General features: G+C 56.5%; 28 protein-coding genes. 11 read left to right on the top strand and 17 right to left on the bottom strand.

Features of this window, described 5'->3' with window-relative positions; all coding sequences use genetic code 11:
* The first annotated feature begins 52 nt into the window (after positions 1-52).
* The 7 genes from N2K86_RS10385 (at position 53) to N2K86_RS10355 (ending at position 7788) form a co-directional block, all read left to right on the top strand.
* Entirely contained in the window at positions 53-520 is a 468-nt protein-coding gene (locus N2K86_RS10385) for a nuclear transport factor 2 family protein (RefSeq protein ID WP_260661432.1), read from the top strand.
* A gap of 442 nt (positions 521-962) precedes the next feature.
* A complete protein-coding gene (locus tag N2K86_RS10380; protein ID WP_260661431.1) occupies positions 963-1577 on the top strand; it encodes a TetR/AcrR family transcriptional regulator in 615 nt (204 codons plus the stop codon).
* Between the two features lie 75 nt (positions 1578-1652).
* A complete protein-coding gene (locus N2K86_RS10375) occupies positions 1653-2750 on the top strand; it encodes an efflux RND transporter periplasmic adaptor subunit (protein ID WP_260661430.1) in 1098 nt (365 codons plus the stop codon).
* A complete protein-coding gene (locus N2K86_RS10370) occupies positions 2747-5836 on the top strand; it encodes an efflux RND transporter permease subunit (protein ID WP_260661429.1) in 3090 nt (1029 codons plus the stop codon). Before N2K86_RS10375 ends, N2K86_RS10370 begins: the two co-directional genes overlap by 4 nt.
* A gap of 34 nt (positions 5837-5870) precedes the next feature.
* A complete protein-coding gene (locus N2K86_RS10365; RefSeq protein WP_260661428.1) occupies positions 5871-6464 on the top strand; it encodes a TetR/AcrR family transcriptional regulator in 594 nt (197 codons plus the stop codon).
* 74 nt (positions 6465-6538) lie between these two features.
* Positions 6539-7135, top strand: a complete 597-nt coding sequence (locus N2K86_RS10360) for an NAD(P)H-dependent oxidoreductase (RefSeq protein ID WP_260661427.1) — start codon at positions 6539-6541, stop codon at positions 7133-7135.
* A 182-nt stretch (positions 7136-7317) separates the two neighbouring features.
* On the top strand, positions 7318-7788 hold the full coding sequence (locus N2K86_RS10355) for a hypothetical protein (RefSeq protein ID WP_260661426.1): 471 nt from the start codon (positions 7318-7320) through the stop codon (positions 7786-7788).
* A 46-nt stretch (positions 7789-7834) separates the two neighbouring features.
* Here the strand turns inward: N2K86_RS10355 and N2K86_RS10350 are convergent, their stop codons facing one another.
* The gene (locus N2K86_RS10350; RefSeq protein WP_260661425.1) at positions 7835-8761 is read right to left on the bottom strand and encodes a LysR substrate-binding domain-containing protein; all 927 of its coding nucleotides are present in this window, start codon (positions 8759-8761) and stop codon (positions 7835-7837) included.
* Positions 8762-8781: 20 nt separating this feature from the next.
* Positions 8782-9321: a MarR family winged helix-turn-helix transcriptional regulator gene (locus N2K86_RS10345; protein ID WP_260661424.1), complete on the bottom strand. Its 540-nt coding sequence runs from the start codon at positions 9319-9321 to the stop codon at positions 8782-8784.
* 133 nt (positions 9322-9454) lie between these two features.
* On the opposite strand from N2K86_RS10345, the gene N2K86_RS10340 reads away from it, so the two are divergent.
* The 4 genes from N2K86_RS10340 (at position 9455) to N2K86_RS10325 (ending at position 13284) form a co-directional block, all read left to right on the top strand.
* Complete coding sequence (locus N2K86_RS10340) at positions 9455-10612, top strand: MFS transporter (RefSeq protein ID WP_260661423.1); 1158 nt, start codon at positions 9455-9457, stop codon at positions 10610-10612.
* Positions 10613-10694: 82 nt separating this feature from the next.
* Positions 10695-11132: a VOC family protein gene (locus N2K86_RS10335; RefSeq protein ID WP_260661422.1), complete on the top strand. Its 438-nt coding sequence runs from the start codon at positions 10695-10697 to the stop codon at positions 11130-11132.
* 269 nt (positions 11133-11401) lie between these two features.
* Positions 11402-12316: an omptin family outer membrane protease gene (locus N2K86_RS10330; protein WP_407065283.1), complete on the top strand. Its 915-nt coding sequence runs from the start codon at positions 11402-11404 to the stop codon at positions 12314-12316.
* 440 nt (positions 12317-12756) lie between these two features.
* Positions 12757-13284, top strand: a complete 528-nt coding sequence (locus N2K86_RS10325; protein ID WP_260661421.1) for a hypothetical protein — start codon at positions 12757-12759, stop codon at positions 13282-13284.
* Positions 13285-13436: 152 nt separating this feature from the next.
* Here N2K86_RS10325 and N2K86_RS10320 read toward each other — a convergent pair whose 3' ends face one another.
* From N2K86_RS10320 to paaA, 15 genes are all read right to left on the bottom strand, one after another.
* Positions 13437-13919, bottom strand: coding sequence for a glutathione peroxidase (locus tag N2K86_RS10320; protein ID WP_248206010.1), 483 nt, complete (start codon positions 13917-13919; stop codon positions 13437-13439).
* Positions 13920-13971: 52 nt separating this feature from the next.
* Complete coding sequence (locus N2K86_RS10315; protein WP_260661419.1) at positions 13972-14715, bottom strand: SDR family oxidoreductase; 744 nt, start codon at positions 14713-14715, stop codon at positions 13972-13974.
* A 102-nt stretch (positions 14716-14817) separates the two neighbouring features.
* Positions 14818-15414: a phenylacetic acid degradation protein PaaY gene (gene paaY, locus N2K86_RS10310; RefSeq protein ID WP_260661418.1), complete on the bottom strand. Its 597-nt coding sequence runs from the start codon at positions 15412-15414 to the stop codon at positions 14818-14820.
* A gap of 9 nt (positions 15415-15423) precedes the next feature.
* Positions 15424-16359, bottom strand: coding sequence for a phenylacetic acid degradation operon negative regulatory protein PaaX (gene paaX / locus N2K86_RS10305; RefSeq protein WP_260661417.1), 936 nt, complete (start codon positions 16357-16359; stop codon positions 15424-15426).
* A 191-nt stretch (positions 16360-16550) separates the two neighbouring features.
* Complete coding sequence (gene paaK / locus N2K86_RS10300; protein ID WP_260661416.1) at positions 16551-17867, bottom strand: phenylacetate--CoA ligase PaaK; 1317 nt, start codon at positions 17865-17867, stop codon at positions 16551-16553.
* Positions 17868-17894: 27 nt separating this feature from the next.
* Positions 17895-19100: a 3-oxoadipyl-CoA thiolase gene (pcaF, locus tag N2K86_RS10295; RefSeq protein ID WP_260661415.1), complete on the bottom strand. Its 1206-nt coding sequence runs from the start codon at positions 19098-19100 to the stop codon at positions 17895-17897.
* Positions 19093-19521 (bottom strand): hydroxyphenylacetyl-CoA thioesterase PaaI, encoded by a 429-nt coding sequence (gene paaI / locus N2K86_RS10290; protein ID WP_260661414.1) that lies wholly within the window; start codon positions 19519-19521, stop codon positions 19093-19095. The genes pcaF and paaI overlap by 8 nt, the downstream gene beginning before the upstream one ends.
* Positions 19511-20935, bottom strand: a complete 1425-nt coding sequence (gene paaH / locus N2K86_RS10285; RefSeq protein WP_260661413.1) for a 3-hydroxyacyl-CoA dehydrogenase PaaH — start codon at positions 20933-20935, stop codon at positions 19511-19513. Before paaH ends, paaI begins: the two co-directional genes overlap by 11 nt.
* Position 20936: 1 nt before the next feature.
* Positions 20937-21725 carry a 2-(1,2-epoxy-1,2-dihydrophenyl)acetyl-CoA isomerase PaaG gene (paaG, locus tag N2K86_RS10280; protein WP_260661664.1) on the bottom strand — a complete coding sequence of 263 codons (789 nt, stop codon included), beginning with the start codon at positions 21723-21725 and terminating at the stop codon, positions 20937-20939.
* Positions 21725-22492 (bottom strand): 2,3-dehydroadipyl-CoA hydratase PaaF, encoded by a 768-nt coding sequence (gene paaF / locus N2K86_RS10275; RefSeq protein WP_260661412.1) that lies wholly within the window; start codon positions 22490-22492, stop codon positions 21725-21727. The genes paaG and paaF overlap by 1 nt, the downstream gene beginning before the upstream one ends.
* Positions 22489-23559, bottom strand: a complete 1071-nt coding sequence (gene paaE / locus N2K86_RS10270; RefSeq protein ID WP_260661411.1) for a 1,2-phenylacetyl-CoA epoxidase subunit PaaE — start codon at positions 23557-23559, stop codon at positions 22489-22491. Before paaE ends, paaF begins: the two co-directional genes overlap by 4 nt.
* 7 nt (positions 23560-23566) lie before the next feature.
* Positions 23567-24064: a 1,2-phenylacetyl-CoA epoxidase subunit PaaD gene (gene paaD, locus N2K86_RS10265; RefSeq protein WP_260661410.1), complete on the bottom strand. Its 498-nt coding sequence runs from the start codon at positions 24062-24064 to the stop codon at positions 23567-23569.
* Between the two features lie 11 nt (positions 24065-24075).
* Complete coding sequence (gene paaC / locus N2K86_RS10260) at positions 24076-24822, bottom strand: 1,2-phenylacetyl-CoA epoxidase subunit PaaC (protein WP_260661409.1); 747 nt, start codon at positions 24820-24822, stop codon at positions 24076-24078.
* Positions 24823-24830: 8 nt separating this feature from the next.
* Entirely contained in the window at positions 24831-25118 is a 288-nt protein-coding gene (gene paaB, locus N2K86_RS10255; protein ID WP_003857353.1) for a 1,2-phenylacetyl-CoA epoxidase subunit PaaB, read from the bottom strand.
* Between the two features lie 12 nt (positions 25119-25130).
* Positions 25131-26060: a 1,2-phenylacetyl-CoA epoxidase subunit PaaA gene (gene paaA / locus N2K86_RS10250; RefSeq protein ID WP_260661407.1), complete on the bottom strand. Its 930-nt coding sequence runs from the start codon at positions 26058-26060 to the stop codon at positions 25131-25133.
* Between the last annotated feature and the right edge of the window lie 273 nt (positions 26061-26333).

Raw genomic sequence — 26333 nt, 5'->3', positions numbered from 1 at the left:
TTACTGCATGTAGACAGATCTGTCTACATAATATAACTCTGAGGTAATCGCAATGAACACACGCCCTCCTTTACCGCCCTTCACCCGTGAAAGCGCTATCGAAAAAGTCAGACTGGCAGAAGATGGCTGGAACAGTCGCGACCCGGCGAAAGTCGCGCTTGCCTATACGCTCGATACCCAATGGCGCAACCGCGCAGAATTCGCGACCAACCGTGAAGAAGCCCAGGCGTTTCTGGCGCGGAAATGGAAAAAAGAGCTGGAGTATCGTCTGATTAAAGAGCTCTGGGCATTTACGGATAACCGAATTGCGGTGCGCTATGCCTATGAATGGCATGATGATTCCGGCAACTGGTTCCGTTCATACGGTAATGAAAACTGGGAGTTTGAGCCGGACGGGTTGATGAAGCGCCGTTTTGCCTGCGTAAACGATATGCCGATTAATCAATCAGAACGACTGTTCCACTGGCCGCTGGGGAGACGTCCGGACGATCACCCCTCTCTGAGCGATCTGGGTTTATAGCTTTATAAAGAAACGGTGGGCAATACGCGTTCTATCGCCATTATTGAGAGTTTACCCTATCGTCTTTGGACGCGAGTAAGGTGTTAAATTTCGTGAAGGAGCAGATGCCTGAACTGGCTGCCTGATATATAAGGCCGCATCTTTTTTGCGGCCTCCTCCCACCCGCCGATTAAAACGCATCGACACAAGGCTGGCCGACCTTGTTAATGGCGTTTTTAGCCTGGCGCTGCGTTCAATTCAGGCCGCTCTTCAGTGCAGCGGATTTGCGCTGAAACCTTCGCATATCACTGTCAGATAGATGCCATTGCACACGAAAAACAGTGATACACTTACCTGTCTGATTTATCGTCCCGTCTGAAGGGTTCATGATGAAAACGCATGTAACCAAATTACGAAATGGTCACTCGTTGTCATTCAAAGCCTGTCACGCTAAGCTTAAAAAATGACTAAAAATTTGAACGTCCCAGTTACACGTGGTCCACTTGACCACTCCGTCCGAGAGCAGATCGTCGAAGCGGCGTTTGAGCACTTCGGTCACTACGGCTATGAAAAAACCACCGTGGCAGAACTTGCTAAATCCATCGGTATTTCAAAGGCCTACATTTATAAATTTTTTGACTCCAAACAGGCTATCGGCGAGGTGATCTGCGCTAACCGCCTGGAGCTGATCATGGCCGCAGTGCATTCAGCGCTCGCCGAGGCGCCATCCGCCAGCGAGAAAATACGTCGTCTCTTCAGGGCGCTCACCGAGGCGGGAAGCGAACTGTTTTTCCACGATCGTAAGCTCTACGACATCGCTGCCGTTGCCGCGCGTGAAAAATGGCCTTCAGCAGAAAGGTATTTAGAACACCTGTTAAAACTGATTGAGAGCATTATTGTGGAAGGCAGGCAGTCCGGGGAGTTCGAAAGGAAAACCCCGCTCGATGAGGCTACGCTCGCGATATTTATGGTGATGTGCCCCTACATTAACCCGATTGAACTGCAATTCAATCTCGACACCGCTCCCACCGCAGCGATCCTTCTCCCCTCACTGATTTTAAGAAGTCTGGCTCCCTGATTTGTGACCATTGACATTATTGGTCACCAGTCAGAGAATGCGGAAACTGTCCTGTTATTTTAATAAGGGTTTCCCATGCTCAGGCTTACTTCAGCCCGTTGTCTCGTTTCTCTCCTGCCGTTGGCGCTCGTGGCCTGCGGCGATAACGCGGCGAGCGACGATCCGCGCACGCACCCACCGCTCGTCAGATCCGCGTCCGTTGAACGCGCGAACGCAACGTCTCGCGCGTTTACCGGCGTGGTGGTTGCCAGAACGCAAAGCGATCTCGGTTTCAGGGTTCAGGGCAAAGTCCTTGAGCGCCTTGTTGATACAGGCCAGAGCGTAAAAAAAGGCCAGCCTTTAATGCGCCTCGATCCCGTTGACCTGACGTTACAGGCGCAGGCTCAGCAACGGACGGTGGATGCCGCCCAGGCGCGTGCAAGAAAAGCGATCGGTGACGAAGCGCGCTACCGGAGTCTTGTGGCTTCGGGCGCAGTGTCAGCATCCGAGTACGACCAAATTAAAGCGGCGGCCGATACCGCCAGAGCGGAGCTTAGTGCCGCCAGGGCGCAGGCCAACGTCGCGCAAAACGCGACGGGCTATGCCGTACTGTTGGCCGATTCCGACGGTGTGGTGATGGAGACCCTTGCTGAGCCAGGTCAGGTCGTGAGCGCCGGACAGGCAGTTATCCGCCTGGCCCGCGCGGGACAACGTGAGGCGCTGGTGCAACTTCCCGAGACCCTGCGTCCTGTCGTCGGGAGCGAAGCGCAGGCGACTCGCTATGGCAACGAGAAACAACCCGTTGCCGCAACGCTTCGTCTGCTCTCTGATTCCGCCGATGCCACCACCCGTACCTACGAGGCGCGCTATGTTCTGGCAGGCGCGCTGGCAGATGCGCCGCTGGGTGCGACCGTCACGCTGAACATAGGGAGTCATAATGAGAAAAACCAGGTCATGCAGGTTCCCCTTGCGGCGCTCTACGATGCGGGCAAAGGGCCCGGCGTCTGGCGGATCTCGGCTCAACCCGCCAAAGTGACCTGGCAACCCGTCAAGGTGCTTAGCGTGAGCGATGATTCCGCCCAGGTAACGGGGGACGTGACGCCCGGTGAAAAGATTGTCGCGTTAGGGGTGCATCTTCTGCATGAAGGCGAAGTGGTCCGCCTCGCTCAACAGCGCACGGAGAGTCAGCCATGAGCGAAGGACGCTTCAACCTGTCAGCGCTTGCCGTGCGCGAACGCTCGGTCACGCTGTTTCTGATTATTCTGGTGACGATTGCCGGTATTCTCTCGTTTTTTGGGCTCGGGCGTGCAGAAGATCCGCCTTTCACGGTGAAGCAGATGACCGCAATCGCCGTGTGGCCCGGCGCGACCGCGCAGGAGATCCAGGATCAGGTGGCCGAACCGCTGGAAAAACGCCTGCAGGAGCTTAAATGGTATGACCGTACGGAAACCTATACCCGTCCCGGCATGGCCTTTATCACACTGTCATTACAGGACAATACGCCACCTTCTGAGGTGCAGGAGGAGTTCTATCAGGCCAGGAAAAAGCTTGGGGATGAGAGCCGAAATCTCCCTGCAGGCGTGACGGGACCCATGATCAATGACGAGTTCTCCGATGTGACCTTTGCCCTCTTTGCGCTCAAAGCAAAAGGAGAGCCGCAGCGTTTGCTCGTGCGCGATGCTGAAACCATGCGCCAGCAGCTCCTGCACGTCCCGGGCGTGAAGAAAGTCAATATCATCGGTGAGCAGGCTGAGCGGATTTATATCTCCTTCTCTCACGAGCGTCTCGCGACGTTGGGCCTGTCGCCTCAGGATATTTTTAATGCACTGAACAATCAGAACGTACTGACGGCTGCGGGTTCGATTGAGACGCGCGGCGCGCAGATCTTTATACGCCTCGACGGGGCTTTCGATACCCTGCGGAAAATCCGCGATACGCCGTTTATTGCGCAGGGCAAAACGCTCAAGCTCTCCGACGTCGCCACGGTGGAACGAGGTTATGAAGACCCGCCTGTTCTGCAAATTCGTAACCAGCACGAACCGGCTCTGCTGCTGGGTATTGTGATGCGTGAAGGCTGGAACGGCCTGGCGCTGGGGAAAGCGCTCGATGCCGAAACGACAAGAATCAATGACAGTCTGCCTCTGGGAATGACCCTTACGAAAGTCACGGATCAGTCCGTAAACATCAGCTCGTCGGTGGATGAGTTCATGATCAAATTCTTCGTCGCCCTGCTGGTTGTTATGGTGGTCTGTTTTGTCAGCATGGGCTGGCGCGTGGGCGTGGTCGTCGCGGCGGCGGTTCCTCTGACACTGGCCGTGGTCTTTGTGGTAATGGAAGCCAGCGGCATTAACTTTGACCGCATCACCCTGGGCTCTCTCATTCTTGCCCTGGGCTTGCTGGTTGATGATGCCATTATTGCCATCGAAATGATGGTGGTAAAAATGGAGGAAGGCTACGACAGACTCAAAGCCTCCGCCTACGCCTGGAGCCATACTGCGGCCCCGATGCTCGCCGGTACGCTGGTAACGGCCATTGGCTTTATGCCGAACGGTTTCGCCCAGTCAACGGCGGGAGAATACACCAGCAATATGTTCTGGATTGTCGGCCTGGCGCTGATTGCGTCGTGGGTCGTCGCCGTGGTTTTCACACCCTATCTGGGCGTAAAAATGCTGCCGGATATGCCCAAAGTGGAAGGGGGACATGCCGCCATCTATGGCACGCCTCGCTATAACCGTTTTCGCCATCTCTTAACCCACGTCATCGCCAGAAAATGGATCGTGGCGAGTACGGTTGTCGCTATTTTTATCCTGGCGATCCTGGGCATGGAGCTGGTGAAAAAACAATTTTTCCCGACGTCGGATCGCCCCGAAGTGCTGGTTGAAGTGCAGATGCCCTACGGCACGTCAATTGAGCAGACCAGCGCCGCCGCAGCGAAAATAGAAGACTGGCTGAAGAAACAGCCAGAAGCCAACATCGTCACATCGTACATTGGTCAGGGTTCACCGCGCTTTTATCTGGCCATGGCACCTGAGTTACCCGATCCGTCATTTGCGAAGATAGTGGTGTTGACGGATAGCCCGGCATCACGTGAAGCACTCAAGTTCCGACTACGTAAAGCGGTTGCCGAAGGCCTTGCGCCCGAAGCGCGCGTGCGCGTCACGCAGCTGGTGTTTGGTCCCTACTCTCCCTTCCCGGTCGCCTGGCGAGTGATGGGACCCGATGTCGATACCCTGCGCGGCATCGCTGACAAGGTGAAAGGCGTGCTCGAGGCAAGCCCGATGATGCGGACCGTCAACACAGACTGGGGAACGCGCGTACCCACACTGCATTTCACGCTCGATCAGGACCGCCTGCAAGCCACCGGCTTAACCTCGAATGCCGTTGCCCAGCAGCTGCAGTTCCTGCTGTCTGGTGTTCCCATTACGTCTGTACGAGAGGACATTCGCGCTGTTCAGGTGATTGGCCGCGCCGCGGGTGATATTCGCCTGGATCCGGCAAAAATAGCGGGCTTTACCCTGGTTGGCAATGCAGGCCAGCGCATTCCTCTGTCACAAATTGGTGATGTTGAGGTGAGAATGGAAGATCCGCTGCTGCGTCGTCGCGATCGAACCCCGACCATCACCGTGCGGGGCGATATCGCCGACACGCTTCAGCCACCGGACGTGTCTACCGCCATCATGAAACAGCTCCAGCCAATCGTCGATTCGCTACCGCCAGGATACCGTATTGAAATGGCCGGATCGATTGAGGAATCAGGCAAAGCGACCCGGGCAATGGTGCCGTTGTTTCCCATTATGATTGCCCTGACGCTACTGATCATCATTCTGCAGGTGCGATCCATGTCGGCCATGGTCATGGTATTTCTTACCGCGCCGCTGGGGCTTATCGGCGTGGTACCAACCTTGCTGCTGTTCAATCAGCCGTTTGGCATCAACGCCCTCGTCGGATTGATCGCCCTTTCGGGCATTCTGATGCGTAATACGCTGATTCTTATTGGTCAAATCGATCATAACCAGAAAGAGGGGCTCGATCCGTTCCATGCGGTTGTCGAAGCGACAGTACAGCGTGCCAGACCGGTCTTACTGACGGCGTTGGCTGCCGTTCTGGCCTTTATTCCCCTGACGCATTCTGTGTTCTGGGGAACGCTCGCCTGGACGCTGATCGGCGGAACGTTAGGGGGAACCATCATTACGCTGGTCTTCCTGCCCGCGATGTATGCGATCTGGTTCAGGATCCGTCCTGCGGCACAAAGCGTTCAGCCTCGTGCTGAAAGCATGTAAACTACTATAAGTAGATAAACGACACGAGGACATCATGGTTGTTAAGCGCTTAAGAAAAGAGGATCGCCGGGTGCAGTTGCTGGAGGTTGCTCGCGGCATTGTTCGCCAGCAAGGCACCGAGGCGCTCACGTTGGGCTATCTGGCCGAGCGGGCCAACGTGACAAAGCCGATACCCTACGACCACTTTGGCGATCGTGAAGGCTTGCTGATGGCGCTGTATCAGGATTATAGCGATAGTCAGCTGGCAAAATTCCGCGAGACGCTGGCGGTCGACAGCAAAACGCTGGAGAAGACGATCCGCTTTTTCAGCGCTGCTTATATAGACTGCGCCATTACCGCCGGGCCGGAAACGGGTCCGATAGCCGCAGCGCTGTCCGGCTCCCGCGCGTTGCAGACGTTTCGTGAGGCGTGCGTTGCCGAATGTGCCGACTGCCTGCGCACGGCGCTTTCTCCGTTTATCGTGCTGAAAGGCGTGCAGGGTGAAGCGGTACTGACGGCCATCATCGGTGCCGCGGACGCGCTCAGTACTGCTGCGGGTAATGGGGTACTCGCCCGCAACGTCGCAGAAGATATGCTCAGCGGTGCCATGTCTGGCGTTCTGGATACCTACGTGAACAGCACAAAATGATCGTTGCTGGCGGATTGACACCTAAGTTACCAATAGTAATATAGGTGTCAATTCACTTCCCTGCTGAGGTTGCTATGTCTGTTACACATGTCATCAATAATGCGCTGATCGTGACGGCTCACCCTGTTGAACATTCATTATCCCATTCACTGGCGGATCGCATTGCCACGACGTTACGAGAGCAAGGGAAGCAGGTAGAAATTGCCGATCTCCATGCTGAAGGCTTTAATCCGACCATGTCTCGCCCCGACCTTGATTTGTATCACGGCGATCCCACTGCGCTTCCCGAGGATATTCTGCGCGAGCAGCAGCGCGTTGAACGCGCAGATATGCTGGTATTTGTCTTCCCGGTGTACTGGTGGTCAGTCCCCGCACTGTTAAAAGGCTGGTTTGATCGCGTGTTGACCCTTAACTGGGCGTATAAGGTGGCCGACGATGGCCGGATTGCGGGTAATTTACGTGATGTTCCCGTCCGCCTGATTGCCACCGGCGGCAGCGATCTCGTCGGATTCGACAAACATGGCTATTCGACGGCGATTCATACGCAGATTATCGAAGGGGTATTTGGCTTCTGCGGGCTGAAGAACGTTAAGCTCGATATCCTTTACCAGGCAGATACGGCGACGCCTGAGCAGGTTGAGGCATTCCTGCAGGGGATCGGGAGCGTGTGATAATCCAGGCGATGTTGAAGCCTAAAGCGCAACATTGAGTAAAACTCATATTAATTTACACTATTTATCGTTTTTCAAACGTAACCGCACTGAAATACCATCCATTCACCCTTGGTATAAAGCTATCGAAAACAGATAGCGAAGCTAAAACAATAAAAAGTATGTGCGTATATGGAGCGCCTATGACACTCGATGTTTTATTTCATTTAATGAAAGCCCTTTCACCAGAAAAAAATACCGCTGATGGAAATATATCTGCGCTAATCACTTTACTGTCGTCAGAAAAGAATCGCTCAGAGGCGCTCTCGCCATTGATACATCGACTGCATCTGCTCTCGTTTGCTCATAGCGCCCCCGGTAATGCTGAGCAGCTGCTCTCTGCCCATTTACCCAAAGAAGATGGAACCCTCCCCCTGCTTGACTTCACGGACTGGCCCCGGGTGCGGTATGCCGAATCGGGTGAAGTACAAACGCCGGAATCAGAGGATTACTTCCGTAAAATGACCTCGGCAGCCAATGTGTTGCGCGCAGCGCTGATCGATGCAGAGCGCGCAAAAGGGACGCCCGCGCTTTATATTCTGGATAAATTACTTAACCTGAATAGCGCCCTGCCGGAAAGATATAAGAATATGGCCAATATTCCCTACGCATAAACTTATTAATTAAGCAGGATATCCCGTAAGGAATATCCTGCTTAATTTAAAAAAGCTGTTTTTCATTATGCTCAAGACGGACGATATCCAGAGAAGGAACAACCGGCAAATTCAGGTTAAACCACGCCAGCAGACGTTCAATGCTCTGTCTTCTGAGCGAATTTTTCGGCCAGACCAGGTAGTACCCGTCCCCTGTCGCGATGGCCTCCCTGAAGGGCAATGCGAGCAGCCCGCTTTTCAGGGCTTCCAGCGTGAGTCTTAAGTCAGCTATCGCCACGCCGTGACCGTTCATGGCGGCGAGACTTCCCTGCTCCAGGGTGTCGAACACAATCCCGCCGCCCATGTCTAGTCCGGGGAATAACCCCGTTCTTTTCAGCCAGCGCTTCCAGTCCCGCCTGTCCGGTGAAGGATGGATAAGATCGCACTTCGCGAGCTGATGCCGGGCAGATTCGAGCAAAGACGGAGTACAAACCGGAATAAGCCATTCGCTGAAAAGCAAGCTGCTCTCCGTTGACTCGCCGAAATAGCCATTCCCGAGGAGGATCGCGCAATCAAATGGCTCCCGGCTGAAGTCAACGGTGTCGAAGTCCATCCAGACGCTGGCAATTTCTATTTTAGGTTTTGCATGGTTCTCACGAAAGGATTTGAGCACATTCAGAAGCCATCGCATCGTCAGGGTGCTGGGCGCTTTAAGGCGCAGAAGGTGGTTTTCACTTCTGAACGCGCGACAGGCCCACTCAATATTCGAAAAACTTTCGCTCAGCTGTCCGGCCAGAATACGCCCGGCGTCACTGACCTCTACTCGCGGACCTTGACGTTTAAACAGCGCACAGTCAAACCACTCTTCAAGCGTCCGGACATGCCTGCTGACCGCGCCCGGTGTGATATTCAGTATTTCAGCTGCTTTGCTGAAGGAGTTAAGCCGCGCGGCAACTTCAAACGCGCGCAGGGCGTACAGTGGCGGTAAAGACATACATTCCCTTTTTGTGAGGTTTAATCATGCAGATTTTTATTATCGTCACTCAGTGGCTTGTCACCCCGTTCCTCAGGCGGAAACGCCAGCAGTAACTCCCTGAGCAGGGATTCAAGCTGCGCACGTTGAGCGTCCGACAGGTTTTTCAGGAGTGCATTTTGCGTTTGCGTATGAACAATCAGCGCCCTTTCGATAAGATCCTTCCCGTGGGGTGTCAGGCTGACGAGCGTGCTGCGCTTGTCAGCGCGATCGGCAACGCGCTGAATAAGCCCCTGCCTTTCCAGATGGTTGACCCGGTTCGTCATCGCACCCGATGTGATCAGCAACGATTTGTACAGCTCCGTAGGCGAAAGGCAATAAGGCTCTCCGGCGCGACGCAGCGTGGCGAGCACGTCGAATTCGCCCTCGCGAAAGCCAAACTGCGCCATGGCCTCCCCCCATTCCTTTCCCAGATGCTTCATCAGCCGGAGCATGCGGCCAAAAATTTTCATCGACGAGGCGTCCAGCTCCGGCATGGCGCTGCTCCACTGGTCGACAACGAAGTCTACATGGTCTTTCATTTTCACTCCTGGTGACGTGGGTATTTATCCTGTTGTGCGGTACATCTTACGCAAAAACATATTTTATCTTAACGTTAAGATAAATGCTCGTCGCAATTTGCCCGGGCCATTCACAACTGAAAAGGATCCCCTGTTGAAACGCACGTCGCCTTTACTCTTCGCCGTTATCGCTTTTATCGTCGGGCTTAACCTGCGGCCAATTCTGGCTTCCGTCGGGCCGCTATTTACCGTGCTGCAGCGCGAAGCAGGGCTAACTGCTACGCAATTCAGCTTGCTGACCACCCTGCCGGTCGCGATGATGGGGTTGACCGCCTTATGTGGGCCCTGGCTTTTAGCCAGAGTCGGCGCCGTACGGGGAATTATGGTCGGGCTCTTCATCCTGCTCGTGGCCTGTTTATTACGCGGTTTTAGCGCCTCATCAGAGAGCCTTATGGGTACCGCATTACTGGGAGGGGCCAGCATAGGCATGATCCAGGCGTTAATGCCTGCCCTGATAAAAAAGGAATTTACGCAAACGGCCAGCACGGTAATGTCGCTATTCAGCACGGGCATTATGGCCGGTGCGGCAGTCGCCGCCGCCAGCGCCGAGCCGTTGTTTTCATGGCTCACGCTGAAGCCCGCGCTGGCAATGGCCGGGCTGTTAGCGCTGCTGGCGCTGATGCTGTGGTTAACCCTGGTTAAGCATCCTCAAGGGGAAAAAACAGCACACGAAACCGTTACGCTCTCGCCCTCTCGTACAGCACTACTGTTGCTCTTTTTCGGCGTGGGTACAGGAGCCTATACGCTGGTATTGGCCTGGCTGCCGCCGCTCTATATTCAGGCGGGATGGAGCGCCCGGAGCAGTGGCTACATGCTGGCCTGGCTGACGTTAACCGAGGTTGTCGCTGGGTTTGTTGTCTCCGCACTGATCGGCAAATTCCCCGACCGACGCGTGCCGCTGATCGCCGTATTGTTGCTGCTGCTGGCGGGATTACTGTGTCTGGTCTTTTCGCCGGGTACGACGCCTATATTATCCACGCTGCTGCTTGGCACCGGGATCGGCGCCCTCTTCCCACTGTCGCTCATCGTCACGTTCGATCATGCGCGAACGCCCGCGCAGGCCGGGAAGTTACTGTCTAGAGTGCAGGGAGGTGGATATATGATTGCCGCGCTAATGCCGTTGATTGCGGGGATCGTTCGTGACAGTACGGTCTCGCTGACCAGCGCATGGCTGATCATGAGTGCGGGAGTCGTGCTGCTGATCGTCATCGCGCTGAATTTTAAACCCGTCGTGGACGTGCAGGCACGGTGAATGCGAGACCAGAATTGAGAGTCGTATTTCAGTCGGTCGTAAGATAAATTCAGGGTGAATCTCACCTCATTCAGGAGTGGATATGTCGCAGACGTTACCAGAAATTGATGTCTTGTTCGTCGCCGGGTTCGGGCCCATTTCGCGGGATACGGAGACCAGCACCGCGTTTTATGTCCAGACACTCGGCCTTCCGCTGAAGCCGGTGGAGGGGAATACCGATTACCTGCTCACTGAAGAGGGCCAGCTGGCAGGCGTGAAGCATTTCGCCATCTGGCCGCTCGCACAGGCGGCTGCGTCCTGCTTTGGAGAAGAACAGTGGCCCACCGAGTACCCGATACCGCAGGGATGGGTTGAGTACGAGGTTCAGGATCTGGACTCGGCAACCCGCATTCTGAGTGAAAAAGGCTATCGCCTGCTGGTGGCCAACCGCACCGAACCGTGGGGCCAGACCGTTACTCGCCTGCTCAGTCCGGAGGGACTGCTGACCGGATTGACGATCACACCGTGGCTGCGCGGGTAAACGGAATGTGTTTGTGGCGCCGGTTACAGTGAAAAACAACGTTTTATCCGCAAACGACCGTTGTTTAGCATCAAGCCAGTAGTCATGTAAATATTAGCGGTCGCCTCCTTCAGGCGGCCCAAAGTTAAATATTGCTCCTTACGTCAAATTATAAAAAATTACCAAAACTGGCAGTTGATTCTTATTTGTATGACTTTTAACATTCCCCTGCAACTCATTGATTAATTTGTTTTAGGGAAATAAAAATGACAAGAAATATTGTTGCGGGAATGATGATGGCCGCGTTTTCAGGGGCAGTATATGCAGGTTCCTTACAAGCCACACCGGATTTCTCACCGGAAAGCTTCACGGTTTCAGCATCTGCCGGGATGCTGAGCGGAAAATCCCACGAGATGGTTTATGACGAAGTCACAGGAAGAAAAGTTAGCCAGCTGGACTGGAAAATAAAAAATGTCGCTATTTTGAAAGGCGATATTTCCTGGGATGCATACGCCTTCTTGACACTGAACGCTCGAGGCTGGACATCCCTGGCATCAGGCTCAGGTCATATGGATGACTATGACTGGATGAACGCCAAACAATCCTCCTGGACAGACCATTCAAGCCATCCTGCCACTAACGTTAACTACGCCAATGAATACGATCTCAACCTAAAAGGGTGGATCTTCCAGGGCGATAATTATAAAGCGGGCGTAACCGCAGGTTATCAGGAAACACGCTTCAGCTGGACGGCGACCGGGGGTACTTATAATTATGATAACGGCGCCTATCAGGGGAACTTCCCGGCAGGCGAACGCGGTATTGGTTATAGCCAGCGTTTCTCTATGCCTTACATCGGCCTTGCAGGGCAGTACCGCTTTAATGACTTTGAATTTAATGCCCTGTTCAAATTCAGTGACTGGGTGCGTGCACATGATAACGACGAACACTACATGCGCGATCTGACTTTCCGCGAGAAGACAACAGACTCCCGCTATTATGGTGCGTCTGTTGATGCCGGGTATTACGTTACTCCGCACGCCAAAGTTTTTGCTGAATTTACCTATAGCAGTTATGAAGAAGGTAAAGGCGGTACGCAGATTATTGATACCAATACTGGTGACTCCGGCTCTATTGGTGGGGATGCGGCAGGTATTTCTAACCATAACTATACGATTACAGCGGGTCTGCAATACCGCTTCTGATTCAGGCGAAACGCAGTCCATAGTTAAAGCAGACCAGGCCCCTGATGGGGCCTTTTTCGTTGCGTTGAGCGAATGCCTTGCCAGGGACACTCCCAGGACGCCTGCCATCCAACTCCAGGTGTTGGCGACAGATTCTGGAAGTACAATAATTGTCTCTTTACCGCACTACTGGCATCTTCATTTCCTTTAGCTGACGCGTTACAAAAAATAACAGTGTTAACTCAAAATAATAGATTGTAATATGGTTCCAAAATGCTAACAAACAAAGGAGTGATATGTTTTCTCAAATACCACGAGTCAAAAGAGGGATAGGGTTTTCTTAGCGAAATTTTTAGATCAAAAAACAGTCAATTACGGACATGGCGTTAGTTATTGGTGAGTCTGGTTCACGCACAACGTCACGCCCAAAAAAATGAATTTAAGTTATCAAGGATAAAAAAATGAAAATCATCATATCAAGTGTAATCATTGGCGCGTCAGTGTTGTTATCATCTGCGATGTTATCAGGAAATCTGGAGTTTAAGAAACAGAACATTTTAAGTAATGATAACGGTCATGTATCATTAGGAAAAGTTTATAGTGAAAATGCATTTATTGATGTTGAATTAAAAACAGACAGTGATAACTCAACCCTCTTCAAGCTTACCGATTTATCTGTCGGTTCTTATCAAGACGGCATTAAGAGAGAGATCCAATCAATTATTGATGATTATAATAAAGACAAATCCGATGATAAAAAAACAACTAGCGACAAACTTTCTTTAAAAGTCCCTGCAACACTGACACTGAAGATCCACAATGTATATCGCGCTGAAAATATTCCGATGTACAATCTCACAATAGATACCCAGTCCATAAAACTTGGTAAAGAGACTTCACTATTAAAGTCCGTATTAGAAGCATCAGACAAAATAGTGAAGGATAATAACCAACGAATCCAGGAAACATTTTTCTTGTCGAAAAAATAGCGTTATAATTTATAAGCTCGTAACGTCCGCTCCCGGCACAACGCGGTAAAAACAGCGTTTAGTCCGTCAGGCACACAGAGCGGACGTTATCTTCTCTCCGGTGTGAGTATTTCGACCGGCTCTAAAGGAGAAAGGTTCGGCTATCAGAAACCTTACATTTCCAGTGCCGCATGAACTGCAGGGTCTATTTTTTCTGGCGTCGTCATTGGAGCAAAACGCTTGAGAGGTTTACCGTCGCGGCCAATCAGGAACTTAGTAAAGTTCCATTTGATCCGCCCGCCCAGTACGCCGGGCAATTCGTTTTTCAGATAACGAAACAGCGGGTGCGCTGCGCTACCGTTAACCTCGACTTTCTCGAACATCGGGAAACTCACGCCGTAGTTGATGTAACAGGTTTTCGCGATTTCGTCGGCGCCGCCGGGTTCCTGTTTACCGAACTGGTTGCAGGGGAAGCCAAGCACCACTAACCCTCGATCGGCGTATTTCTTGTATAGCGCTTCAAGCCCAGCGTACTGAGGCGTGAAGCCGCACTGGCTGGCGGTATTAACGACCAGAACCACCTTACCCGCATAGTCGGCCATTGAGATCGGTCGGCCATCAAGGCGGGTAGCGGTAAATTGGTAAAAGCGCGTCATCTCTGTGGTCCCTGTTCTGCTAAATCGAGAGGTGGATACAAAAATACGAGGTTCAGAACTGACATTCCAGATCTTCGCGAGTGGGCCCCTGAAAGTAGACGGTACCAATGTGGCAGCTACGGGGCTGAGTGAGCACAAAACGCACCATTTCCCAGACAGATCGTCCATTCATTAAGCGCTCCCCCATTCGTGAGCGATCGTCGACAAGCGCGTCTAACCCGGTAAGTTCAAAATCGGGTGGATACAAGCCGGTCACCCTTATATTTTCCCGGGACAATTGTTTTGACAGTTTGGTGATAAAGCCGCTCATTCCATGTTTGCTGGCAAAAAAAGCGGGATGGGCAATGGAATCTGTAAAGTTCGGAATACCGCATGCGGATATAATCGCAATGATGTCTGCGCCGTCTGAACATCGCAATCCTGAAAGCAGCGCCTGGGTGAGCAGGATTGAACCTGTCAGGCCTGAACTGACGGTATTGACGATTTCTGTGCTCGATTGTTCGTCTATAGTCCCTGACAGCCACTGAGCAGCATTCAGTAGTAAAATATCGATTGGCCTGTCTGAATCTAAAACCTGCGAAACAAACTCAGAAATGGATTCCGACAGGGCTAAATCGCAAAGATACCCTCTTGCCACACCCCCTTCAGCCGCGATGAGGGCGCAGGTTTTTTCTATATCCTCGATCCGACGGGCGCTAAAATCCACGTCAACGCCCTCTCGCGCCAGCCAGACGCACAGCGCCTGACCAAATCCCCCGCCGCCACCCGTGATAACAGCGCGTTTTCCTCTCAGCATAACTCTGCGTCCTTTATCGTGATGAGTCTGTGTCGGAGGATTTATAGCATGACGGGGCGGGGTAACATCTTCCCGTTAGTGCCGTGGCGCGAACTTCCCGTCCTACACCGCCGACTTCGGCCGTAAATTCTCGTCAAACGTCAGCCTCTTGCGTTCAGGCTCAACCTCGCGCAGTGGCTCTACCTGATGCATCGTCAGCTTGCAGCGCTCCACCAGTACCTGATATTCCCGCGTGCCCTGCTGCTTCCAGGCCAGCTCCTGCTCGCTCAGCTCACGGATCGCCCTGGCCGGGCTGCCGATGATCAAATGGTTGGCGGGCATCTCCGCTTTGGCCTTCACGAACGCCGCCGCACCGACGATGCTGTTTTCACCGATGACCGCGCCGTCCATCACCACCGCGTTCATGCCCACCAGCGCATTGCGGCGGATAATGCAGCCGTGGAGAATAGCGCTGTGGCCGATATGCCCGTCCTCTTCCACCACCGTGTCCTGCTCCGGGAAACCGTGCATCACGCAGTTATCCTGAATGTTCGCCCCGTCTTTCACTACGATGCGGCCAAAATCGCCGCGCAGGCTGGCGTTTGGGCCGACATAAACGCCTTTGCCCAGAATCACGTCGCCAATCAGCACTGCCGTTGGGTGAACGTAGCTCTCGTCAGGTACCACTGGCGTCAGACCATCAATTTGATAAACAGGCATACCCTCTCCTTACGCAGTATTCAGACCACCAAAACGTTGATAATAAAGCGTGCCGGGCACAGGCAGTTCCCCAACCGAGGTTTCGCCTTTTTCGCTGACAAACGCCAGAGCCCCCGGTGCCACGCGCTGGTAGATATTAATGCAAAGCTGTCGGGCGCTTTGTCCCGCCCAGTGCGCGGGCAGTAACTCTTCCGGCAACAGCGGATCTTTCAGCACCACGCGACGATAAAAGTGAATCAGCAGCAGTTGGATCTGGAAGCAACGTTCCGGCGTCAGCTCCTCCGGCGCGGCCTCTTTCAGCAGCGGCAGCAGCGGGCGGAATGAATCGATGAACGTCTCGTACATCGCGTTTTGCTCGGTCAGCTGCCAGCACTCTTCCACTCGCGAACGCAGCGCCGCGCGCGAAAGCGCCAGCGGCGAGTGGGCTTCAAAGAAAATCACGTTTTCTGCTACACCGGCATCGTGAAGCAAGGACTGCACATCTGCCAGATGCTGCGACGGCGAGGCCATCAGGCTTGGCGCCAGCGTGCCAAACCCCTGCCAGATCAGCTGTTTTTTGACGTCGGCAAGGGTGGTTTTATCCAGCCCTTCTGAGAGCAGCAATAACCATTTGCCGTCCCAGGCGGGCAGTTCCGCGCGGTAGATCTTATTCTCCGCACGACGCGTCAGACGCAGCCCCTTATCGCTCAGGCGGTAAAAGCTGCGACGCCCGATGCGGGAAACGTCCAGCCAGCCCTCTTTATTGAGGCGAAACAGCGCGGTACGCACGAACCGTTCACCAAACCCCAGGCCTTCCAGCAGAGCGGCAAGGCTGCCGAGCCAAATCTCACCGCCGCGATGGGAAAGCGCATCACCGTATAACGAAGAGATAAGCGAGGTCCCGCTGACGGGAACGGAGCTGACCGCGTGCTGGATGAAGGCGTCGAGTTTATTCATGTGATTCATTCTGTTGTGTTTTTTGGCCTGGATGAATCATAGCACAGGACCCTCACCCTGACCCTCTCCCCATAGGGGAGAGGGGAAAAAGACAGTACCGAGCAGTCCTTTCTGCCCATAGATGAGAGGAGGAAAAGACCGCACCGGGCAGTCCCTTCTCCCCTTTGGGGAGAAGGTTAGGATGAGGGGTATAAGGTGTTTTAACCGTTGGCCGCCGCTTTACGCAAATCAAACACCCGGCAGGCTTTACCCTCCGAGCGCGGGATGCTGCCGCAGTTCACGATCATGACGTCGGTGGAAATCCCGACCATCGACTTAATGCGGTGGCGAAGCTGGTGGCACACCTGGCAGCGCTGCTCGTGCGTCAGGATTAAGCTGCTCTCTTTCAGCTCGACCTTCACCGAAAGTGAATCAAGATGGCCACGACGGTTCACCTCCAGCTGGTAGTGCGGAGAAAGGTGTTCGAACTTCACGATCTCCTCTTCCAGCTGTGACGGGAAGACGTTGACGCCGCGGATGATCAGCATATCGTCACTGCGCCCGCTGATCCGGTCCATACGACGCATGCTGCGCGCGGTCGCCGGCAGCAGACGCGTCAGGTCGCGGGTGCGGTAGCGGATCACCGGCAGCGCCTCTTTGGTCAACGTGGTGAACAGCAGTTCGCCCTGCTGGCCATCATCCAGCGGCGTGCCGTCGTTCGGGTTGACGATCTCCGGGTAGAAATGATCTTCCCAGATGGTTGGGCCGTCGGCGGTTTCGATACACTCCATCGCCACGCCCGGTCCCATCACTTCGGAAAGGCCATAAATATCCAGCGCCGTAATGCCTAAGCGTTTTTCAATTTCGCGACGCATGGCCTGCGTCCACGGCTCGGCGCCAAAGACGCCCACGCGCAGGGAACAGGTGCTGGAATCGCCGCCCATCTGGCGCTCCAGCTCTTCAATCAGGTTGAGGCAGTAGGATGGCGTCACCATGATCATGTCCGGCTGGAAGTCACGGATCAGCTGCGCCTGTTTCTCCGTCTGGCCGCCGGACATCGGGATCACCGTCGCGCCTAAACGCTCGGCGCCGTAGTGCGCCCCCAGCCCGCCGGTAAACAGGCCATAGCCATACGCCACGTGAATTTTGTCCTTCGCGCTGCCGCCAGCGGCGCGCAGGGAGCGGGCCACCAGATTAGCCCAGTTGTCGATGTCGCCCTGCGTGTAGCCCACCACGGTCGGTTTGCCGGTGGTGCCGGATGACGCGTGAATACGCACCACCTGCTCCATCGGTACGGCAAAGGTATCGAACGGATAGTTATCCCGCAGATCCTGCTTGGTGGTGCACGGGAATTTGCGGATATCCGCCAGCTCTTTGAAATCGTCAGGGTGAACGCCCGCGGCGTCAAACTTGCGTTTGTACATCGGCACGTTGTTGTAGGCGTGATGCAGCGTCCATTTCAGACGCGCGGTCTGCAGCGCCTGTAACTCGTCAAGGGAGGCCGTTTCAATCGGATCAAGCTTTGTTGTATTTGTCATTGTAGGGAACTCACATTGTTTTTATGCTCAAACACGCTCAAGGATCATGGCAATGCCCTGACCCACACCGATGCACATCGTACACAGCGCGTAGCGCCCGCCGCGTCGGTGCAGTTCGTTGCTCGCAGCCAGCGCCAGTCTGGCACCGCTCATTCCCAGCGGGTGGCCCAGCGCAATCGCGCCACCGTTCGGGTTGACATGGGCGGCATCATCCGACAGGCCTAACTGACGCAGCACGCCCAGCGCCTGCGCGGCGAACGCTTCGTTAAGCTCGACAACGTCCATATCGTTAATGCTGAGTCCGGCGCGCTCCAGCACCCTGCGGGTGGCAGGTACCGGGCCGAGCCCCATCAGACGTGGCTCCACGCCTGCGGTCGCCATCGCCACGATCCGCGTGCGCGGGACGAGCCCCTGCGCCAGCGCCATCTTCTCGCTGGCGACGATCAGCGCCGCAGCGCCATCGTTAACCCCGGAGGCATTTCCCGCCGTGACCACCCCGTTCTTACGGAACGGCGTTTTCAGACCGGCAAGCTGTTCAAGCGTGGTGTCCGCGCGCGGATGCTCATCCACGCTCAACGCCGTGATCGCCCCTTTTTTACCCGGCACCTGTACCGGCACAATCTCCTGCGCCAGAATGCCGTTCTGCTGCGCCTGCGCGGTACGCTGCTGACTGCGCAGGGCGAAGGCATCCTGATCGGCACGGCTGATATTTAACAATTCAGCTACATTCTCTGCCGTTTCCGGCATGCTGTCAGTTCCGAATTGCTGATGCATGAGCGGATTCACAAATCGCCAGCCGATGGTGGTATCAAAGATTTCCGCCTGACGCTGAAACGCGGCGGTGGCTTTGCCCATCACAAACGGCGCGCGGGACATCGACTCCACGCCGCCCGCGATCAGCAGGTCGCCATCGCCCGCCTTAATGGTGCGGGCAGCAAAACCAATCGCGTCCAGCCCCGACCCGCACAGGCGGTTAATGGTGGTTCCGGAGACCGTCTGCGGCAGCCCGGCCAGCAGGGACGACATGCGCGCCACGTTGCGGTTATCTTCCCCCGCCTGGTTGGCGCAGCCGAAGATCACATCATCAATCCGCTCGAGGTCGAGCTGCGGATAGCGGGCCAGCAGCGCGCGCAGCGGCACGGCACCGAGATCGTCGGTTCTGACTGCGGCAAGCGCGCCGCCGTAGCGCCCCACCGGGGTTCGAACGCCATCACATATAAATGCGTCACGCATCTGCTTCTCCTGTCACGCTGCCGCCGATGCGGTGAGATTTCCCGCGAAAAAGGGCGACTGTTTTCTGTTGTTGATTCTGGATTTCAATGTCATACACGCCCGTCAGCTTGCCCTGATGCATCACCCGCGCGGTGGCGGTGAGCCTGTCCCCGGCAAAGCCCGGACGCAGAAAATCAATCGAGCAGCCTGAGGCCACCGCCGACAGCCCCTGGCTGTTGCAGGCGTAGGCAAAGGCGGTGTCCGCCAGCGAAAATAGCTGTCCGCCGTGGCAGGTTTTGTGGCCGTTCAGCATCTGCGGGGTGATGGTCATGGTCACCACCGCGTAGCCCTCGTCCATCTCGACAATGTCCATCCCCATCGCCTGCGCGCAGGCGTCCCGTTCGTACATCGCGCGGGCGTTATGCCAGGCGTTATGACTCATAGCTACTCTCCAGAAGCGCGCGCTGGCGCAGCAGTGAACAGGGGCGATAGCGCTCTTCGCCGTAATGGCGCTGCAGGTTCTCCAGCAGCGTCAGCAGGCGCTGCCACCCCAGGCGCTCGCCCCAGGCGATCGGCCCGCTCGGGTAGTTCACGCCCAGACGCATGGCCGTGTCGATGTCCTTCTCGCTGGCGACCCCTTTTTGCAGGGCATCCAGCGCCTCGTTGGCAATCATCGCCAGCGTCCGCCAGATCAGCAGGCCGGGATAATCGGCAATTTGCACCACCCGGAGTCCCTGCTGTTGCAGGTAGCGGATGGCCTTTTGCGTCGCGGTATGCGGGTTGCTGGCGGCGGCGGCGATCACCGCCACGTCGTGCTCTATGCGGTCCACCACCACCACCGGGCCGTTGAGCCGAAGCGCCAGCGCCTGCGCGGTTTCCCCCTGCGTTTCAATCAGATACACATCATCAATTTCGGTGACACCGTCACGTCTTTTTTCTACGCGCATCGGGCTGTAACTGTCGTTCACGGCTGGCACCCACTGCACGGCAGGTTTGTCACCCTGCCAGTCGTAGACGCCCTTCCCGCTCTTTTTGCCCAGCCTTCCTGCCAGCACCAGCTCCTGCTGCACCAGCGAAGGCAGAAAACGACGCTCCTGCCAGAAGGCGTTAAACACCGAGCAGGTCACCGCGAAATTCACGTCCTGACCAATCATGTCGGTCAGCTCCAGCGGCCCCATCGGGAAACCGCCGCCTTCGCGCAGGGCGGCGTCAATCACCTCCGGCGGGGCCACCTGCTCTTCCAGCGCGCGCCAGGCTTCGGAATAGAACGGACGCGCGACGCGGTTGACGATGAACCCCGGCGTTGACTGGCAGCGAACGGGCTGCTTGCCCCAGTTCAGCGCCAGCTCGCACAGCGCGTCTGCCACTTCCGGCGACGTCGCCAGCCCGCTGACCACCTCCACCAGCTTCATCACCGGTGCCGGATTAAAGAAATGCAGTCCGGCGACGCGCTCCGGGTGGTGAATATCAGCGGCAATCGCCGTGACGGAGATGGATGAGGTGTTACTGGTCAACAGCGTCTGCGGCGGGCAGATTTCCGACAGTTTCGCAAACAGTGCCTTTTTGACGTCAAGGCGTTCGGAGGCCGCCTCAATAACCAAATCTGCCGATGCCAGCGCGCCGATATCCGTCACCGGAAGCAGTCGGGCGAGGATCTGTCCGCTCGCGTCCGCAGAAAGCTTTCCGCGCGTTACCCGAGACGCGAGGCGTTGACGAATGCCGTCAATCGCGCGGGAAATGGCGTCGGCAGAAATGTCGTAAATCAGAACCTGATGACCGTGGCTGGCCGCCACTTCGGCAATGCCTGCGCCCATCGTGCCGCTGCCAATCACGGCGACAGTCCGTATGTTCAGCATCTTATTTCCCCGTAAAGTTCGGCGCGCGCTTCGCCAGGAAGGCGCTGACGCCCTCGCGGTAATCGTCGCTGCGCCCGGCCAGGCGCTGATAGTCACGCTCCAGATCGAGCTGGGCGTCCAGGGTGTTGCTTTCCGCGGCGTTGATTGCCTGCTTGATCAGCCCCAGCCCGAAGGTCGGTTGAGACGCAAAATGCAGTGCCATCTGTTGCGCCGTGGAGGAGAGCTGTTCGTCATCCACCACCTGCCAGATCATCCCCCACGCCTGCGCCTGTTCGGCGCTGAGTTTGTCACCCAGCAGCGCCAGCCCCATAGCGCGAGCGCGTCCGGCCACGCGCGGCAGCAGCCAGGTGCCGCCGCAGTCCGGCACCAGACCGAGCTTGCTGAAGGCCATCACAAAGTTGGCGGAACGCGCGGCAATAACCATGTCGCAGCCTAATGCCAGCGTCGCCCCCGCCCCCGCGGCCACGCCGTTAACCGCGCAAATCACCGGTTTCGGCAGCTTTGCCAGTCGGCGCACCAGCGGGTTATAGAAGGTTTCAACGGACATCCCCAGATCCGGCGCCGGGCCGTTGGGGTCGACGTTGCGGTCGTTCAGGTCCTGACCGGCGCAAAAGCCGCGTCCCGCACCGGTGATCAGCAAGCAGCGAACAGTGTCATCGCGCTCGGCCTGTTTCAGGCACTCGGCAAGCTGCTGGTGCATCACGTCGTTAAAGCTGTTCAGACGCTCCGGGCGGTTCAGCGTAAGGGTCATCACGCCTTGCTCTACTTGACTCAGAATACATTCCACAATTAGCGTCCTTTAAAGTCGGGGGTGCGTTTTTGTAAGAAGGCGTCGATGCCTTCCCGGCGGTCTTCGGTGGCAGAAAGCAGCGTAAACAGCTGACGCTCCTGTGCGAGCCCGGCCTGTAGCGTTACCTCCTGAGACTGGCGCAGCGCCTGTTTAGCCGCCTGCAGCGCCAGCGGCGAGTGGCGCGCCATCAGCGCCGCCTGCTTCAGGGCATACTCCAGCGTCAGCGTCGCCGGGAAAACATCGCTCACCAGCCCGGCGCTCAGCGCCTGCTCTGCGGAGATACTCTCTCCGGTCAGCACCATTTTGCTGGCAAGGGATTTACCGACGCTGCGAATCAGACGCTGGGTGCCGCCCGCACCGGGCATGATGCCCAGCGTGATTTCCGGCAGGCCAAAACGGGCGCTATCGCCAGCAATCACCACGTCGCACAGCAGCGCCAGCTCGCAGCCTGCGCCCAGCGCGAAGCCGTTCACGGCGGCAATCAGCGGTTTGTTAAACGCGTTAATGCGCGCCCACAGCTGCGGGCGGATATCGTTCAGGGTGGCGGGCAGGTCTTTCTCCGCCATTTCGTTGAGATCGGCCCCGGCGGCAAAGCAGCGCTCGCTGCCGTAAATCACGCAGACGGAAATATCGCTGTCAGCCGCCGCGGCCTCCAGCTGTTCAGCAAGCTGCGTCAACAGCGCATTGTTGAGGGCGTTGCGCGCCGCCGGACGGTTAAGCGTCAGCTGCAGCACGCGGTCATGACGGGTAACAATCAGCTCGCTCATGCCATCCCCTTCGCGTCGAAGTCGACAATCACATCGGCGGTTAACGGCAGAGACTGACAGCTCAGCACATACCCGGCGGCCAGCTCGTCCGGCTCCAGGCTGTAGTTGGTCGCCATGTCCACCTTCCCGCGCAGCACTTTGCATTTACAGGTGGCGCACACGCCGCCCTTACAGGCATACGGGAGATCTGCCCCCTGACGCAGGGCGGCATCGAGGATGCTCTCATCGTCCGCCGTCAGGGTGATTTCACGGTCGCGACCGTCCTGGCGCACGGTCACTTTCTGTCCTTCCGCCTGCACGTGCGCCGTGCGCTTAACGGTGATTCCGGAGGTGTTAAAGCGCTCAAGGTGAATGGATTTGTCCGGCATCCCCAGCGCTTTCAGCGCGGCTTCGGCCTCGTCCATCATCGCCGACGGACCGCAGATAAACGCCTCGTCGTACTGGCGGAAGTTGATCAGGGTTTTCGCCAGCGCCTGCAATTTTTCCCCGTCGATACGGCCATAGAGCAGATCGCTGTCCAGCCGCTCCTGGCTGAAGATGGAGACCAGCTGCAGCCGCTGCGGGTATTTGTCCTTCAGGTCCGCCAGCGCCCGACGGAACATCATGCTCTGGCTGCTGCGGTTGCCGTAGATCAGGGTGAAATGGCTGTTGGGTTCTGTCGCCAGCGTAGCGGAGATAATCGCCAGCATCGGGGTGATCCCAGAGCCTGCCGCAATCGCCAGGTAGTGGCCTTCGCGTTCGGCCTGCGGCTGGTAGCCAAACTGGCCCTGAGGAACCATCACCTCCAGCGCCATGCCCGCTTTGATCTCATCCCGGGCATAGCGGGAAAAACGCCCGCCTTCAATCGCTTTGACGGCCACGCTGATCTCGCCCGGGGCGGTACTCCGGCAGATGGAGTAGCAGCGGCGCAGCTCGTCTTCGCCCAGCGTCGTTTTCAGGGTCAGGTGCTGGCCGGGGCGGAAGCGGTAGGCCTCCTGCAGCGCCTGCGGCACCGCGAAGGTGATGGTGACCGCGTCGCGGGTTTCGGGTTCCACTTTTGCCACTGTTAATGAATGAAACGTTGTCATGGCAGCCTCAAATACATTTGAAATAGTCGAAAGGCTCGCGGCAGGAATTGCAGCGGTAGAGCGCTTTACAGGCCGTCGAACCAAACTCACTGATGAGCGAGGTGTCGGTGCTGGCGCAGCGCGGGCAGCTCACCTCCACCGGCGCGTGCGCGTGACAGCTATGCCCTACGGGTGGACTGATGCCGTACGCCCGCAGGCGCTCGCGAGCGTCAGCGGTCATCCAGTCGGTGGTCCAGGCGGGTTCAAGCTGGAGCACAATGTGTACCGGAGTAAAGCCGTGTGCGGTCATCGCGTCGCGGATCGCCCCCAGCAGGTGTTCCGTTGCCGGACAGCCCGAGTAGGTTGGCGTGAAGCCGATGACCCAGCCTTCCCCCTGCGCCTTCACGCTGCGCACCATGCCTAAATCGGTGATGGTTAATACCGGCACTTCCGGATCGGGGATCTGGCTTAACAGCGACCAGATCTGCGGAATTTGCGCGGGCGCGATGTCGACGAGGCGTTGCATAGCGTTCTCCTTTACCACTGCTGACCGGGATACGCGCGCTGGAGATACTGCATCTCCGCCAGCATCGGGCCCAGATGTTCGGTATGCAGCCCCTTCTTGCCCCCGGAGCGGTATGCCACCTCTGCGGGAACCTGCAGGCAGGCTTCCTTCAGACCGGCATAGATTTCGCATTCCCACGGCTGGCGCAGGACCCGCGGGTCAACCGCCACGCCGGAGTCAATCAGCGCCAGCTCAACGTCATCTGCCTCAAAGAGCTCCGCCGTAAAACGCCACAGGTTGTCGATGGCCTGCTGCATTTTTTGCGCGGACGCTTCGGTCCCATCGCCCAGACGCACCAGCCAGCCGCGGCTGAAGCGCAGGTGGTAGCGCGCCTCTTTAATCGCTTTGGCGGCAATGGCGGCAAGCTGGCCGTCGCGGCTTTGGGTCAGCCGCTCGTACAGCGCCACGTTCCAGGCATCCATCAGGTACTGGCGGGCAATCGTGTCGGCGAAGCTGCCGTTCGGCTGCTCCACCAGCAGGACGTTGCGGAACTGGCGCTCGTCGCGGCCAAATGCCAGCGTGTCTTCATCGCCCTGGCCTTCCAGCTCCGCGGCATAGGTCAGGAAATTGCGCGCCTGGCCCAGAAGGTCGAGACCGATATTGGCGAGCGCAAGGTCAATTTCCAGCTCCGGCGCGTGACCGCACCAGGCGCCCAGACGCTGGGAAAGCACCAAACCGTTGTCGCCCAGGCGCAGGGCATAGGCCGTCACTGTCTTCATTCTTTGCCTCACATATGCTCGATGCCGTCAGGGATGGTGTAGAACGTCGGATGGCGGTAAACCTTGCTTTCCGCCGGGTCGAAGAACTCACCGCTCTCTTCAGGCTGGGAGGCGACAATCTCGCTCGCCTTCACCACCCAGATAGAACACCCTTCGCTGCGGCGGGTGTAGGCATCACGCGCATTTTCCAGCGCCATGCGATCGTCCGCGGCATGCAGGCTGCCCACGTGACGGTGGGACAACCCCTGTTTGCTGCGTACGAACACTTCGTACAGCGGCCAGTAGACATTGCTCATGGTTATTTCCTCTTATGCGGCCTGACGGGCGCGCTGTTTTTTCGCGTGCGCCAGTGCGGCTTCGCGCACCCACGCGCCCTCTTCCCAGGCTTTACGTTTCGCGGCCAGGCGTTCGTGGTTACAGATGCCGCGCCCGTTAATGACCTCGTCAAACTCCTGCCAGTCGATCTCGCCGAAGCGATAATGACCGGTCTCTTCATCCAAACGCAGGTCGGGGTCGGGCACCGTCATGCCCAGCATCTCCACCTGCGGCACCGTATTGTCAACAAAGCGCTGGCGAAGTTCGTCATTGCCGAAGCGTTTGATTTTCCAGGCCAGACTGCGCGCGCTGTTCGGCGAGTTGTCGTCGTTCGGCCCAAACATCATCAGCGCCGGCCACCAGAAACGGTTGATGGCGTCCTGCAGCATCTGCCGCTGAGCCTCACTGCCCTGCGCCAGCGCCATGCAGGCTTCAAAGCCCTGACGCTGGTGGAAGCTCTCTTCTTTACAGATTTTCACCATCGCGCGGGCATACGGACCGTAGGAAGTCCGGCATAGCGCCACCTGGTTGACGATGGCCGCGCCGTCCACCAGCCAGCCGATCACGCCGATATCGGCCCAGCTCAGGGTCGGATAGTTGAAGATGGAGGAGTATTTCATTTTGCCGTCGAGCATCTTCTGGTAGATGTCTTCCCGCGCGCAGCCCAGCGTTTCCGCCGCGCTGTAGAGGTAGAGCCCGTGTCCGGCTTCGTCCTGCACCTTCGCCAGCAGGATCGCTTTTCGGCGCAGCGTCGGCGCGCGGGTGATCCAGTTCCCTTCCGGCAGCATGCCGACAATTTCGGAGTGCGCATGCTGGCCAATCTGGCGGATCAACGTCTTACGGTAGGCGTCAGGCATCCAGTCCTGAGGCTCAATCGCCGTCTCCTGCGCTATGCGCTGCTCAAACCGTTGTTCTTGCGTCACGTCGTCACCTTTATGATTCGTTTATTTGCAAGTTGAAGCGTGATTGTGAATCACTTTGTTTTTTAAAAGTTACACAAAGGTTAAATATAACCCCAAGAATTGTTTCCTGGTTTTGTGATGTTGCTCGCAAGGCTTTTGCTGAAAGCCCTTTACACCAGCTCTTTATGGGCTGCAATTCATCAAGCCGGATCACATCGTTAACAATTCATTAAAACTCAGCTTGATTTTTATGATTCACGATCAAACTATTAATGAGTAATTTACGTAACATTT

Source organism: Enterobacter mori (assembly GCF_025244905.1).
GTDB classification, from domain to species: Bacteria; Pseudomonadota; Gammaproteobacteria; order Enterobacterales; family Enterobacteriaceae; genus Enterobacter; species Enterobacter mori_A.
The sequence above is the reverse complement of the archived record's forward strand: the minus strand, read 5'-3'. Positions and strand labels throughout refer to the sequence as shown.

Bases quoted from the DNA above. Each gene is read 5' to 3' on its own strand.
- N2K86_RS10355 (WP_260661426.1), top strand. From the start codon at position 7,318: ATGACACTCGATGTTTTATTTCATTTAATGAAAGCCCTTTCACCAGAA.
- paaX (WP_260661417.1), bottom strand. From the start codon at position 16,359: ATGAATCACATGAATAAACTCGACGCCTTCATCCAGCACGCGGTCAGC.
- paaI (WP_260661414.1), bottom strand. From the start codon at position 19,521: ATGAGTCATAACGCCTGGCATAACGCCCGCGCGATGTACGAACGGGAC.
- N2K86_RS10365 (WP_260661428.1), top strand. From the start codon at position 5,871: ATGGTTGTTAAGCGCTTAAGAAAAGAGGATCGCCGGGTGCAGTTGCTG.
- paaC (WP_260661409.1), bottom strand. From the start codon at position 24,822: ATGAAGACAGTGACGGCCTATGCCCTGCGCCTGGGCGACAACGGTTTG.
- N2K86_RS10360 (WP_260661427.1), top strand. From the start codon at position 6,539: ATGTCTGTTACACATGTCATCAATAATGCGCTGATCGTGACGGCTCAC.
- N2K86_RS10375 (WP_260661430.1), top strand. From the start codon at position 1,653: ATGCTCAGGCTTACTTCAGCCCGTTGTCTCGTTTCTCTCCTGCCGTTG.
- paaB (WP_003857353.1), bottom strand. From the start codon at position 25,118: ATGAGCAATGTCTACTGGCCGCTGTACGAAGTGTTCGTACGCAGCAAA.
- paaK (WP_260661416.1), bottom strand. From the start codon at position 17,867: ATGACAAATACAACAAAGCTTGATCCGATTGAAACGGCCTCCCTTGAC.
- N2K86_RS10345 (WP_260661424.1), bottom strand. From the start codon at position 9,321: ATGAAAGACCATGTAGACTTCGTTGTCGACCAGTGGAGCAGCGCCATG.
- N2K86_RS10325 (WP_260661421.1), top strand. From the start codon at position 12,757: ATGAAAATCATCATATCAAGTGTAATCATTGGCGCGTCAGTGTTGTTA.
- N2K86_RS10335 (WP_260661422.1), top strand. From the start codon at position 10,695: ATGTCGCAGACGTTACCAGAAATTGATGTCTTGTTCGTCGCCGGGTTC.
- N2K86_RS10350 (WP_260661425.1), bottom strand. From the start codon at position 8,761: ATGTCTTTACCGCCACTGTACGCCCTGCGCGCGTTTGAAGTTGCCGCG.
- paaD (WP_260661410.1), bottom strand. From the start codon at position 24,064: ATGCAACGCCTCGTCGACATCGCGCCCGCGCAAATTCCGCAGATCTGG.
- pcaF (WP_260661415.1), bottom strand. From the start codon at position 19,100: ATGCGTGACGCATTTATATGTGATGGCGTTCGAACCCCGGTGGGGCGC.
- N2K86_RS10380 (WP_260661431.1), top strand. From the start codon at position 963: ATGACTAAAAATTTGAACGTCCCAGTTACACGTGGTCCACTTGACCAC.
- paaE (WP_260661411.1), bottom strand. From the start codon at position 23,559: ATGACAACGTTTCATTCATTAACAGTGGCAAAAGTGGAACCCGAAACC.
- paaY (WP_260661418.1), bottom strand. From the start codon at position 15,414: ATGCCTGTTTATCAAATTGATGGTCTGACGCCAGTGGTACCTGACGAG.
- N2K86_RS10330 (WP_407065283.1), top strand. From the start codon at position 11,402: ATGATGATGGCCGCGTTTTCAGGGGCAGTATATGCAGGTTCCTTACAA.
- N2K86_RS10370 (WP_260661429.1), top strand. From the start codon at position 2,747: ATGAGCGAAGGACGCTTCAACCTGTCAGCGCTTGCCGTGCGCGAACGC.
- paaH (WP_260661413.1), bottom strand. From the start codon at position 20,935: ATGCTGAACATACGGACTGTCGCCGTGATTGGCAGCGGCACGATGGGC.
- N2K86_RS10315 (WP_260661419.1), bottom strand. From the start codon at position 14,715: ATGCTGAGAGGAAAACGCGCTGTTATCACGGGTGGCGGCGGGGGATTT.
- N2K86_RS10385 (WP_260661432.1), top strand. From the start codon at position 53: ATGAACACACGCCCTCCTTTACCGCCCTTCACCCGTGAAAGCGCTATC.
- N2K86_RS10320 (WP_248206010.1), bottom strand. From the start codon at position 13,919: ATGACGCGCTTTTACCAATTTACCGCTACCCGCCTTGATGGCCGACCG.
- paaF (WP_260661412.1), bottom strand. From the start codon at position 22,492: ATGAGCGAGCTGATTGTTACCCGTCATGACCGCGTGCTGCAGCTGACG.